At 75.5% G+C, this 12,369-nt stretch carries 12 protein-coding genes; all 12 read left to right on the plus strand.

Translation table 11 applies throughout. The features are described from left to right. The first annotated feature begins 17 nt into the window (after positions 1–17). The 12 genes from ACF0H8_RS08590 (at position 18) to ACF0H8_RS08645 (ending at position 12,366) form a co-directional block, all read left to right on the plus strand. A complete protein-coding gene (locus ACF0H8_RS08590; protein ID WP_395288529.1) occupies positions 18–1,022 on the plus strand; it encodes a siderophore-interacting protein in 1,005 nt (334 codons plus the stop codon). A 13-nt stretch (positions 1,023–1,035) separates the two neighbouring features. After that, positions 1,036–2,079 carry a FecCD family ABC transporter permease gene (locus tag ACF0H8_RS08595; protein ID WP_395288530.1) on the plus strand — a complete coding sequence of 348 codons (1,044 nt, stop codon included), beginning with the start codon at positions 1,036–1,038 and terminating at the stop codon, positions 2,077–2,079. 7 nt (positions 2,080–2,086) lie between these two features. Further along, complete coding sequence (locus tag ACF0H8_RS08600; RefSeq protein WP_395288531.1) at positions 2,087–3,115, plus strand: FecCD family ABC transporter permease; 1,029 nt, start codon at positions 2,087–2,089, stop codon at positions 3,113–3,115. Beyond that, entirely contained in the window at positions 3,112–3,984 is an 873-nt protein-coding gene (locus ACF0H8_RS08605) for an ABC transporter ATP-binding protein (protein ID WP_395288532.1), read from the plus strand. Before ACF0H8_RS08600 ends, ACF0H8_RS08605 begins: the two co-directional genes overlap by 4 nt. A 232-nt stretch (positions 3,985–4,216) precedes the next feature. Beyond that, positions 4,217–5,236: an iron-siderophore ABC transporter substrate-binding protein gene (locus ACF0H8_RS08610; protein WP_395288533.1), complete on the plus strand. Its 1,020-nt coding sequence runs from the start codon at positions 4,217–4,219 to the stop codon at positions 5,234–5,236. Positions 5,237–5,275: 39 nt separating this feature from the next. Next, entirely contained in the window at positions 5,276–5,557 is a 282-nt protein-coding gene (locus tag ACF0H8_RS08615) for a hypothetical protein (protein ID WP_395288534.1), read from the plus strand. A 141-nt stretch (positions 5,558–5,698) separates the two neighbouring features. Continuing rightward, positions 5,699–6,430 carry a 2'-5' RNA ligase family protein gene (locus ACF0H8_RS08620; RefSeq protein ID WP_395288535.1) on the plus strand — a complete coding sequence of 244 codons (732 nt, stop codon included), beginning with the start codon at positions 5,699–5,701 and terminating at the stop codon, positions 6,428–6,430. A 33-nt stretch (positions 6,431–6,463) separates the two neighbouring features. After that, the gene (locus tag ACF0H8_RS08625) at positions 6,464–6,865 is read left to right on the plus strand and encodes a VOC family protein (RefSeq protein WP_395288536.1); all 402 of its coding nucleotides are present in this window, start codon (positions 6,464–6,466) and stop codon (positions 6,863–6,865) included. Between the two features lie 148 nt (positions 6,866–7,013). Beyond that, positions 7,014–7,406, plus strand: a complete 393-nt coding sequence (locus tag ACF0H8_RS08630) for a VOC family protein (protein ID WP_395288537.1) — start codon at positions 7,014–7,016, stop codon at positions 7,404–7,406. A 420-nt stretch (positions 7,407–7,826) separates the two neighbouring features. Next, positions 7,827–8,900 (plus strand): phenylalanine--tRNA ligase subunit alpha, encoded by a 1,074-nt coding sequence (gene pheS, locus ACF0H8_RS08635; protein WP_395288538.1) that lies wholly within the window; start codon positions 7,827–7,829, stop codon positions 8,898–8,900. 2 nt (positions 8,901–8,902) lie between these two features. Further along, positions 8,903–11,524, plus strand: coding sequence for a phenylalanine--tRNA ligase subunit beta (gene pheT / locus ACF0H8_RS08640; protein WP_395288539.1), 2,622 nt, complete (start codon positions 8,903–8,905; stop codon positions 11,522–11,524). After that, a complete protein-coding gene (locus ACF0H8_RS08645; RefSeq protein WP_395288540.1) occupies positions 11,524–12,366 on the plus strand; it encodes an SDR family NAD(P)-dependent oxidoreductase in 843 nt (280 codons plus the stop codon). Before pheT ends, ACF0H8_RS08645 begins: the two co-directional genes overlap by 1 nt. Positions 12,367–12,369: the final 3 nt, after the last annotated feature.

Genomic DNA, 12,369 nt, shown 5'->3' on the forward strand with positions numbered 1-12,369 from the left:
CGTTATATGGTTAGGTAATGCTTACCTCAGTGACCGGAGCCACGCGCAGCGCGGCCAGGGACGACCGCCCCGCGTACCGGCCCTTCGCCGCACGCGTCGCCGGCGTGCGCCGGCTCAGCCCGCACTTCACGCGTGTCACCTTCACCGGCGAGGACCTGGCGTGGTTCGGCACCGACGGGCTGGACCAGCGGGTGAAGATCGTCCTGCCGCTGGAGGACGGGCGGCTGTGCGACCTGGGCGCCGACGACCCCGAGGTCGTGCTCGGCGGCACCTGGTACGCCCGCTGGCGCGCCCTGCCCGACGGTGAGCGCAACCCGTTCCGCACGTACACGGTTCGCGCGGTGCGACCGGCGGTCCGCGAGGTCGACGTCGACATGGTCACGCACGCCGACGGCGGGCCGGCCGCGCGCTGGGTCGCCCGCGCGGGCGCCGGCGACGCGGTGATCCTGGTCGGCCCCGACGCCCGGTCGAGGGAGTCCCACATCGGGATCGACTGGGCGCCCGGCACGGCCACGCAGCTGCTGCTCGCCGGCGACGAGACCGCCGCCCCGGCCATCTGCTCGATCCTCGAGTCCCTCCCCGCCGGGCGCTCCGCCCGCGCCTTCGTCGAGGTGCCCACCGCCGCGGACGCCCTCGACGTCCGGCTGTCCTCGGGCGCGCAGGTGACATGGCTGCCGCGCGACGGCCGGCCCCACGGCGAGGTGCTGGTCCCCGCGGTGCGCGAGTGGGTCGCGGCCAACGCCCGGGTGGTCGGCGACGCCCGCGCCGTCGCGGCGCAGTCGCTGGAGGACGTCGACGTCGACAGCGAGATGCTGTGGGACTCCCCGGCCGTCCAGGTGCTGCCCGTCGACCTGTGCGGGCGCGGCGGCGAGCGGTGCGGCAGCGACTTCTACGCCTGGTTCGCCGGCGAGGCCGGCGTCATCAAGACGCTCCGCCGCCTGCTGGTGAGCGAGGCCGGGGTGTGCCGGCGCCGGGTCGCGTTCATGGGCTACTGGCGGCTCGGCCGCTCCGAGGCCCAGTGACGCCCCGCCGCCCATGACCACCCTGACCGTCACCGCGGCCGCGGCGCGCCCGCGCACGCACGGTCGCCGCCGCCCCGTCGGGCTCCTCGCCGCGCTCGCCGTGCTCGGCGTCGTGGTCCTCGCCTCCCTCGCCTTCGGTGCCCGCGACATCGCGCCGGCCGACGTCCTCGGCGCGCTCGTGGACCCGGTCCCCGGGAACCCGGACCACGACGTCGTGCTCGACCAGCGCGTGCCGCGCACCGTGGTCGGCCTCGTCGTCGGGGCGGCGCTGGGCCTGGCCGGCACGATCATGCAGGGCATCACCCGCAACCCGCTGGCCGACCCGGGGCTGTTGGGCGTCAACGCCGGCGCCTCGCTGTTCGTCGTCCTGGCGATCACCCTGCTGGACCTGACCAGCCCGGGCGCCTACGTCTGGTTCGCCCTCGCCGGCGCCGCGCTCGCCGCTGCCGTCGTGTACGGCGTCGGGTCGATCGGCCGCGAGGGCGCCACCCCGGTCAAGCTTGCCCTGGCCGGCACCGCGCTCACCGCCTGGAGCACCTCGGTCATCACCCTGGTGCTGCTCTCCGACTCCGACACCCTCAACAGCTACCGCCGCTGGTCCGTCGGCTCCCTGGCCGGCCGCACCACCGACATGCTCCTCCCGCTCGCCCCGTTCCTCCTCGTCGGGCTGGTCCTCGCGCTGGCCACGGGGCGCACCCTGAACCTGCTGGCGATGGGCGACGACGTCGCCCGCGGCCTGGGGCAGGACGTCCGGCTCGCGCGGGTCCTCGCCGCGTCGGCGATCGTCCTGCTGGCCGGTGCGGCGACGGCGGTGGCCGGGCCGATCGTCTTCGTCGGGCTCGTCGTCCCGCACCTCGTGCGCCCGTTCACCGGCCCGGACTACCGGTGGATACTGCCCTACTCCGTGGTCCTGGGCCCCGTCGTCCTCGTCGCCGCCGACGTCATCGGCCGCCTCGTCGTCCAGCCGGGTGAGCTCGAGGCGGGCCTGGTCGTAGCCGTCGTCGGCGGACCCGCGCTCGTGGCGATCGTGCGCCACGTGAAGCTGGCGGGGCTGTGAGGACGCGATGACCGGCGCCACGACGACGACCGCGCCCGTGGAGACCCCGCTGCGCCGCGCCGGCCACCGCAGGGCCGTCGTGGCCGCGCTGGCCGCCGTCGTGCTGGCGCTGTGCTGGGCGAGCCTGACCCTCGGCGGCTCCACCGCCGACGTGCTGCGCACGCTCGCCGGCCAGGGCGACGGCGGGGAGGCGTTCGTCGTGCTCCGGCTGCGCCTGCCCCGGCTGCTGCTCGGGGCGGAGGTGGGCGTCGCCCTGGCCCTCGCCGGCGCGCTGTTCCAGACGGTGCTCCGCAACCCGCTCGCCAGCCCCGACATCCTCGGCGTCAGCGGCGGCGCGTCGCTCGCCGCGGCGACGGCGATCCTCGTCGGCGGGCTGAGCGGCGCGGCCGTCTCGCTCGCCGCCCTGGGCGGCGCCGTCGCCGTGGCCGTGGCGATCTACCTGCTCGCCTGGCGCGGAGGGGTCAGCGGCTACCGCTTCGTGCTGATCGGGGTGGGCATCGCCTTCATGGTCAACGCCGGCATCGGGTACCTCATCACCCGCGCGGACGTGAACGACGTCCGTGAGGCTCTCGTGTGGATGGTGGGCAGCCTCGGCACCCCGCCGTGGGGCGACGTCGCCGTGCTCGCCGTCGCCCTCGCCGTGCTGCTGCCAGGCGTGGCGGCCCTGGCCGGGCCCCTGCGCGTGCTCGAGCTCGGCGACGACACGGCCGGCGGTCTCGGCGTCCCCCGCGAGGCCGCCCGGCTCGCCGTGCTGGGCGTCGCCGTCGCGCTGGCCGCGGTCGCCACGGCCTTCGCCGGCCCCGTCGCCTTCGTCGCGTTCGTCTCCGCGCCGGTCGCCCGGCGCCTCCTGCCGACGGCGGGGCTCGCGCTGGTCCCCAGCGCCCTGGTGGGCGTCGCGCTGGTCCTGGCCGCGGACCTGGCCGGCCAGCACCTGCTCGGCCTGAAGGTGCCTGTCGGGATCGTCACGGGAGTCATCGGCGCTCCCTACCTGTTGTGGCTGCTGGCCACGTCCAACCGGAAGGGGCGGGGAGCATGAACGACCGCAGGCCGGCGCACGAGCTGCGGGCCGAGGGCCTGAGCCTCGCCTACGACGGCGACCTCGTCGTGCGGGACCTGGACCTCCACGTCCCCGACGGGGCCGTCACCGTCGTCGTGGGCGCCAACGGGTGCGGGAAGTCCACGCTGCTGCGCGGCATGGCTCGGCTGCTCCGCCCGCGCTCCGGCGCCGTCCTCCTCGACGGCCGCCCGGTGCACACGCTCCCGGCGAAGCACGTCGCGCGCGTCCTCGGCATCCTGCCGCAGAGCGCCACGGCGCCCGAGGGCATCACGGTCGCCGACCTGGTGGGGCGGGGACGCTACCCCCACCAGGGCTGGTTCCGGCAGTGGACCAGCTCCGACGACGCCGTCGTGCGGGCCGCGCTCCAGGCCACCTCCACCCTCGACCTCGCCGCCCGGCGCGTGGACGAGCTCTCCGGCGGCCAGCGGCAGCGGGTCTGGATCGCCATGGTGCTGGCGCAGGACCCCGACGTGCTGCTCCTCGACGAGCCGACGACATTCCTCGACGTGGCGCACCAGCTCGACGTCCTCGACCTTCTGCACGAGCAGAACCGGCAGCGTGGGACGACCGTCGTCATGGTGCTGCACGACCTCAACCTCGCCGCGCGCTACGCCGACCACCTCGTGGTGATGGCGGAGGGGCGGGTGCTGGGAGTAGGGGCGCCGTCCGCGGTGCTCACGCCGGAGCTCGTGCTGGAGGCCTTCGGGCTCGCCGCCCAGATCGTCCCGGACCCGGTGAGCGGGACGCCGATGGTGGTTCCCGTCGGCCGGGCCCGCGGCGGCGCCGGACCCACCCGCCCGCACACGGGCCGGCCGCGGCCCAGGGACGCCTACCTCAGCCACCACTAGACCCCACGCCCGCCATGAGCCACCACCAGACCCCACGCCCGCCATGGGGTCGTGACAACGGCCCCCACCGACCCTTCCGCCCGCGGGCGGCGTCCACCGACGTCCTGGCGCCCGCCAGGCCCCCGACCCGCACCACCCACCAGACCCCCGCCCCGGCGGGCCGCACCACCCACCAGACCCCTGCCCCGGCGGGCCGCGTCACCCGACGCACCCACACCCCTAGGAGACGAGATTGTTCGCACGACCCCGACCCGCCCGCCTCGCGGCCGGCGCGGCCGCCCTGCTCGCGCTCTCGGCATGCTCCGGCACCGGCGGGGATGAGGACGCCGGAGCCGCGGACGGCGGCGGCGACTTCCAGACCGTGACGATCGAGCATGCCTTCGGCACCACCGAGATCACCAAGCAGCCCCAGGACGTCGTCACCCTCGGCTGGGGCAGCGCGGAGGCCGCGATCGCGCTCGACGTCGTCCCGGTCGGTATCGAGGCGCAGACCTACGCCGCCGACGAGGAGGGCCGCCTGCCCTGGGTCGCCGAGGCGCTGGAGGAGGCGGGTGCCGAGCCGACGATGATCCCGGCCACCGTCGAGGAGCCCGCCTACGAGGACATCGGGGCGCTCGAGCCCGACCTCATCCTGGCGCCGTACTCCGGCCTCACGGAGGAGCAGTACGAGCTGCTCAGCCAGATCGCGCCCACGGTCGCCTACCCGGAGGAGCCGTGGACGACCCCGTGGCGCGAGGTCATCGCCACCGTGGGGGCCGCCCTCGGCAAGGACACCGAGGCCACCGCGCTCGTGGAGGAGATCGACGGCCAGATCCAGGCCGCGGCCGAGGCGCACCCCGAGCTCGAGGGCAAGTCGGTTGCCGCCGTGTGGGACGTGGGCGGCACCTTCTACGTCTACAAGCCGCAGGACGCGCGGGTGGACTTCCTCCTGGACCTCGGCCTGGTGAGCGCACCCGCCGTCGAGGAGCTCGCCACCGACGAGGAGACCTTCGTCTACTCGCTCAGCTACGAGGAGACCGACCGTCTCGAGTCGGACATCCTGGTGAACTACGCGAGCACCGAGGCGGAGGTCGACACCTTCCTGGGGCAGTCCTACGCCCAGACCATCCCGGCCGTGCAGTCCGGGGCGGTCGCGAACATCACCGGCGACGAGCTGATCGCCGCGATGTCCCCGCCGACCGCCCTCTCGGTCACCTGGGGCCTCGACACCTACGTCGACGCCATCGCCGCGGCCGCCGCGAAGGTCCGGTAGGGCGTTGACGCGGGCGCCGGGCGCGGGCACCATCCGGTCATGACGGTGGTGCCGCTCCCGCCCCGCTCCCGCTGGGTCACCGACCCGCGCGGGGAGGGACGCGGGCTGCGCGTCACCTCCCACCCGGAGGCCGGCGTCGTCGTGGTGAGCGTGTGGCGGGCCGACGAGTGCGTGGCCACCGTGCACCTGCGCCCGGACGCCGCCGCCGCGCTGGCCGGGGCGCTCGCGGACGGGCTCGCCGCCCTGACGGGTCAGGGGCCCGCGGTCGCGGGACCGGCCGGCGGCCACGGCGGCGCGGCGGGACCGCGGCTCGTGTCTTGAGCGGCGCCGGGCTGGGGCTGGTCTCCTGACCCGCCACAGCCAGCACCGCCGCCGCCGCCAGCACCGCCGCCACCGCGGCCGCCGCCACCAGGCGCCGACCCCGCCGGTGCCAGGCCGCGGTGTCGGTGCCACCATGTGGCGATGAGGCTCTTCGTCGCCCTGCCGCTGCCGCGCGCGGTCCAGGAGCACCTCGACCTCGTGGTGAGCGCCATGATGCCCTCCGGCGACCCGGGCGGCGCCGGCGGCCCGCACCCGGTGCGCTGGGTGCCGCTCGAGCAGCGGCACATCACCCTGGCCTTCTACGGGGAGGTGCCGGACGGCGCGGTTCCGGCCCTCGCCGCCGATCTGACGGGCGAGCTGGCGCGCCACGCCCCGATGCGCCTGCGCCTCGGCGGGGCGGGCACCTTCTCCAGGCGCACCCTGTGGGTGGGCGTCCACGTGGTGCGCGACGAGCAGGCCGGCGACGGCGCGCCGGACGCCTCCCGGGAGGACGTGCGCAGCCTGATCGAGCTCATGGCGGCGTGCGAGGACGTGGGCGAGAGCTACGCGCGGATCGAGCGGCGCGACCGGCACCGCGCCCACGTCACCATCGGCCGCCTCAGCGCGCGCCGCCCGGCGGCGGACGAGCTGGCCGACCGGGCGCACGCGCTCTCGGTCTACTCCGGCCCGGTCTGGACGGCGACCCACGCCGAGCTCCTGTCCTCGCAGCCGGGGGCCGGGCGCAGCGGCGGGCCGCTGTACGAGGTGGTCGAGCGGCTCCCGCTCGGCGGTGCGCCGGCCCCGCCGGCCCCGCGACCGGAGGGCGGCAGGGTGGCGGAAGAGCGGCCTGGCCGGGCAGGACAGGAAGGCGGCGCGAGGCGCGCGAACCGCTGACAGGTCGGGCCCGGGTGCCTACCCTCGGGCCCCATGATCACCGCCGTGCACTCCGCGACCGTCATCGTCGGCGACCAGGAGGGGGCCCTGACCTTCTACCGCGACGTCCTCGGCTGGGAGGTGCGGGAGAACAACAAGACGCCCGGCATGTGGTGGCTGACGGTGGCCCCGCCCGGCTCCTTCACCACCCTCGCCCTGGGCGACCCCCAGGCCAACGGCCGTCCGGCGCCCACGCCCGACAACCCGGTCTACACCGGCATCTCGCTCCTGACGGACGACATCGAGGCCGACTACGCCACGCTCGGCGGGCGCGGGGTCGCCTTCAAGCAGCAGGTCGGAACCATGCCGTGGGGCGACCGCGCCACGTGGTTCAGCGACCCCTGGGGCAACGAGTTCTACCTGATTCAGCCGACCGGCTCCGGCGGCGGTCTGTGACGGGCGCTCCAACTGCCCGGCCCGGGACGACTCCGCCCGGCGGCGCCTGACGCGCCCCTCCTTCCACCTCGCCGCCCCCGGCCGTACGCTGGCGTGCCTCCGGTGCAGCGCCGCACCAGGATCGGTCGAGGAGGTGGGGGAGACGGTCATGTCAGGTCGCGTGGTCCACTTCGAGGTTCCGTTCGACGACGCCGAGCGGGCCCAGCGCTTCTACCGGGAGGCCTTCGGCTGGAACATCCAGCACATGCCCGAGTTCGACTACTCCTTCGTCACCACGGGCCCGACGAGCCCGGAGGACGGGGCGCCGACCGAGCCGGGCTACATCGGCGGCGGCATGATGCAGCGGGGCGAGCCCTGGAAGACGCCGGTGATCACGGTCGACGTCGACGACATCGACGCCGCGCTGGCAAAGGTCAACGAGCTCGGCGGGAAGACCGTGATGGAGAAGCAGCCGGTGGGCGAGATGGGCTTCACCGCCTACTTCACCGACAGCGAGGGCAACCTCATGGGGATGTGGCAGAGCGCCAGCCCGGCTGGCTGAGACCGGCCGACACCAGACGCGCGCGGACTGGGGAAGATCTGTCAGGCAATACCTGACGAAGTTTTCCCAGCGGAGCCCGGCGGGTTCCCTCCCTGCGACCGCTCCTCCGGGGCGCCGGGCCGCGGCTCTCTCCGCCCGGCCCTCGCCGGCTCCGCGGGCTGTGAGAGCGCCCTCGCCGGCTCCGCGGGCTGTGAGAGCGCCCTCGCCGGCTCCGCGGGCTGTGAGAGCATGGGGCCATGCGTCCAGCACAGCTGGTGCCCGGCCGTGCCGGGCGATTTACCGGGCCCGCCCAGGGCCCGGTCCCGGTCGTGCGCTGAGACCTTTCCATGCCCGGGCGGGCGTCCCAACTAGACTGACCCGCTGGCACCGCGTGCACCTCTCGCCGCGCGTGCCGGCCTGAGACCCGCCCGGAAGGTTTGCATGTCTGCTGACTCGACCACCATCTCCCCGTTGGACACCGGGGCGGTGAACGCCGCCGTCGAGGCCGGACTGGCCGCCGTCGCCGCCGCCGGGTCCCTCGACGACCTCAAGCAGGCCCGCCTCGCCCACACCGGCGACAAGAGCCCCCTCGCGCTGGCGAACCGGGCCATCGGCGCCCTGGAGAACAAGGACAAGGCCGCCGCCGGCAAGCTCGTCGGCCAGGCCCGCGGCCGGCTGAGCAAGGCCATCGCCGCCCGCCAGGTCGAGCTCGAGGCCCAGCGCGACGAGGAGGTGCTGCGCACCGAGACCGTCGACGTCACGCTGCCCACGGAGCGCGCGCCCCGGGGCGCCCGCCACCCGCTGGAGACGCTCATGGAGGACGTCTCCGACTTCTTCGTCTCCATGGGCTGGGAGATCGCCGAGGGTCCCGAGGTCGAGCACGAGTGGTTCAACTTCGACGCGCTCAACTTCGGTCCGGACCACCCGGCCCGGCAGATGCAGGACACCTTCTACGTCGCCTCGCCGGCCGGCGTCGACGACGCCCACCTGGTGCTGCGCACCCACACCTCCCCGGTGCAGGCGCGCACGATGCTCTCCCGCGACGTGCCGATCTACATCGCGTGCCCGGGCAAGGTCTTCCGCACCGACGCCCTGGACGCCACGCACACCCCGGTCTTCCACCAGGTGGAGGGCCTGGCGGTGGACAAGGGCCTGACCATGGCGCACCTCAAGGGCACCCTGGACCACTTCGCCCGCGCGATGTTCGGCCCGGAGGCCCGCACGCGCCTGCGCCCCAGCTTCTTCCCCTTCACCGAGCCCAGCGCCGAGATGGACCTGTGGTTCCCCCAGAAGAAGGGAGGTGCGGGCTGGATCGAGTGGGGCGGCTGCGGGATGGTCAACCCGAACGTGCTCGTCGCGGCCGGCATCGACCCGGACGTCTACTCCGGCTTCGCCTTCGGCATGGGCATCGAGCGCACGCTCATGCTCCGCCACGGCATCGCCGACATGCACGACATGGTCGAGGGCGACGTCCGCTTCTCCCAGCAGTTCGGCACCACCGGAAGGGGCAACTGAAGATGCCGTACGTCCCGCAGGAATGGCTCGCCGAGCACGTCGCCGTGCCCGCCGGCACGACAGCCGCCCAGCTCGCTGCCGACCTCGTCAAGGTCGGGCTCGAGCCGGAGCGGATCGTCCCGCCCGCCGTCACCGGCCCGCTCGTCGTCGGGCACGTGCTGACGATGGACACGCAGACCCAGAAGAACGGCAAGCCGATCAGCTACTGCCGCGTCGACGTCGGCGAGCACAACGACGCCCCGGGCACCGGCGCCGAGCCCTCGGACCTGCCGAGCCGCGGCATCATCTGTGGCGCCACGAACTTCCGGGCCGGCGACCACGTCGTCGTCGCGCTGCCGGGCGCCGTCCTGCCCGGAGACTTCGCGATCGCCGCGCGCAAGACCTACGGCCACGTCTCCGACGGCATGATCTGCTCGATGCGTGAGCTCGGCCTGGGCGAGGACCACTCCGGGATCATCGTGCTCGAGGACCTGCTCGGCGCGGAGCACGTGCCCGCCCCCGGGACCGACGCGCTGGGCCTGCTCGGCCTGGGCGCCGAGGTGCTGGAGATCAACGTGACCCCGGACCGCGGCTACTGCTTCGCCATGCGCGGCGTGGCCCGCGAGTACTCCCACTCCACGGGCGCGCCGTTCACCGACCGCGGCCTGCCCGGGAACCTGCCCCGCGGGGGCGTGCCGGCCCCGACGGCGGACGGCTTCGCCGTCGAGGTCGACGACGCCGCCCCCGTCAACGGCGCCGTCGGCTGCGACCGGTTCGTCACCCGCATCGTGCGCGGCATCGACCCGGCCGCGCCGAGCCCGGCGTGGCTGAAGGAGCGCCTGACGCAGGCCGGGATGCGGCCGATCTCCCTGGCCGTCGACGTGACCAACTACGTCATGCTCGACCTCGGCCAGCCGCTGCACGCCTACGACCTCGCCAAGGTCAGCGCCCCCATCGTGGTGCGCCGGGCGTCGGCGTCGGACCGGCTGACCACCCTCGACGACGTCGAGCGCAGGCTCCACCCCGAGGACCTGCTCATCACCGACTCGCCCGACGGCGCCCGCGGCTCCCGCGTGCTGGGCCTGGCCGGCGTCATGGGCGGGGCGGAGACCGAGGTCTCCGGCACCACCACCGACGTGCTGATCGAGGCCGCCCACTTCGACCCGGTCTCCGTCGCGCGCACCGCCCGGCGCCACAAGCTGCCGAGCGAGGCTGCCAAGCGGTTCGAGCGCGGGGTGGACACGGCGCTGCAGGCGGTCGCCGCCCAGCGGGTGGTCGACCTCCTGGTCGAGCACGGCGGCGGCACCGCGGACCCGGCCGTCTCGGACCTGGACACGACGACGCCGCCGGCCGCCATCGTCTTCGACCCCGCGGAGGCCGCCCGCCTGGTCGGCGTGGCCTACCCGCGCGAGCGGGTGCTGGACCTGCTCCGCCAGATCGGCTGCCAGGTGGCGCCGGACGCCGACGGCCCGTTCAGCCCGGCGGGCGACGGCGACGACGACGCGCTCGGCACCGTCGTCGTCACCCCGCCCACCTGGCGGCCGGACCTGACCGGCCCCGCGCACCTGGTGGAAGAGGTCGCCCGGCTCGACGGCTACGACGAGATCCCCTCGGTCCTGCCCGCCGCCCCCGCCGGGCGGGGCCTCACGGTGGCCCAGCGGCAGCGGCGCGACGTCGCACGGGCGCTGGCCGAGCACGGCCTGACGCAGGTGCTCTCCTACCCGTTCGTCGGGGACGTCCACGACCGGCTCGGGCTGCCGGCGGACGACCCGCGCCGCCGCGCGCTCCGCCTGGTCAACCCCCTGGCCGACGACGCGCCCGCCATGCGCACGTCCCTGCTGGACACCCTCCTCGACACCGCGCGCCGCAACGTCGGCCGGGGCGCCGCCGAGCTGGCCGTCTTCGAGATCGGGCTGGTCACCCGGCCGGACGGCCTGGTCCCGACCGAGCCGCCCGGCGTGCACCGCCGCCCGACGGACGCCGAGCTCGCCGCCCTGCACGCGGCCGTGCCGGCGCAGCCCCGGCACGTCGCCGGCGTGCTGGCCGGGCAGCAGGTGCCCGACGGCGTGTGGGGCCCCGGCCGCGCGAGCGACTGGGCGGACGCCGTGCAGGCGGCCCGGGTGACCGCCCGCACCGTGGGCGTGGAGCTGACCGTCCGGGCGGGCGCGGTGGCGCCGTGGCACCCCGGCCGGTGCGCCGAGCTGGTGGTGGACGGCCGGGTCGTCGGCCACGCGGGCGAGCTGCACCCCAAGGTGTGCGCCGCTCTGGAGCTGCCCGCCCGCACCGTCGCGTTCGAGCTCGACCTCGACGCCGTGCTGGCCGCCAGCCCCGGCGAACCGGTCCAGGTCGCCTCGGTCTCCACCTTCCCCCTCGCCAAGGAGGACGTCGCGCTCGTCGTCGACGCCGCGGTGCCCGCCGCCCAGGTGCTGGCGGCCGTGCGCGACGGCGCCGGGGAGCTCGCCGAGGAGGTCCGCCTCTTCGACGTCTTCACCGGCGAGCAGCTCGGCGAGGGGAAGAAGTCCCTCGCCTTCGCGCTTCGCCTGCGGGCGCCCGACCGCACCTTGACCGCCGAGGAGACGGCGGCCGTGCGCGAGCGCGTCGTCGAGGTCGCCGGGGCCCGTGTGGGCGCCGTCCTACGCAGCTGATGCCCGAGCAGGTCCCCGGCGGGCGGCAGGGCCCGCCCGCCGGGGAGGCGGTGGTCCCGCCCGCGCGCACCGCGCTGGTGACCGGCGCGTCGCGCGGCATCGGCCGGGCGATCGCCGTGGGCCTCGCCCGCGCCGGGCTGGACGTCGCCGTGCTCGCGCGCGACGAACGGCGCCTGGCCGAGGTGGCGGGGGAGATCCGCGGGCTCGGCCGCCGCGCCGTCGTCCTGCCCGCGGACGTCGCCGACCCCGAGGCCGTGGGCGCCGCCGTCGCGACGGCGGAGGCGGAGCTCGGCCCGGTCGACCTGCTGGTCAACAACGCGGGACGCATCGACGCCGAGGTCCCGCTGTGGGAGGACGACCCCGACGAGTGGTGGTCGGTGGTGGAGACCAACGTGCGCGGGCCCTTCCTGCTGGCGCGCGCCGTCGTCCCCGGCATGCTCGCCCGGGGCGGGGGCCGGGTGGTCGACCTCAGCTCCGGTGCCGGCACCCGGGACAACGCGGACGCCACGGCCTACAACGTCTCGAAGACCGCGCTCCTCCGGATCGGCGGCGGCCTCCACGAGGCGGGGTTCGCCCGCGGCCTGCGCGCGTTCGAGGTCGCGCCCGGCGTCGTCTCGACGGACATGACCCGCTCGATGCGCGCCCACTCCGCCCGCACCGAGTGGACGGACGTGGCAGACGTGGTCGAGCTCGTCGTGGTCATCGCCCGCGGCGGTCTGGACGACCTGTCCGGACGGTACCTGCGCGCGGGCACCGACACGGCGGCGTCGCTGCGGTTCCTCGCCTCTCTCGGCCGGCTCGACGACGCCCGCCGGCTGCGCGTGCGCGACTGGCCGCGCTGAGCG

It is taken from the genome of Georgenia sp. AZ-5 (assembly GCF_043952095.1).
Classification (GTDB): domain Bacteria; phylum Actinomycetota; class Actinomycetes; order Actinomycetales; family Actinomycetaceae; genus Georgenia.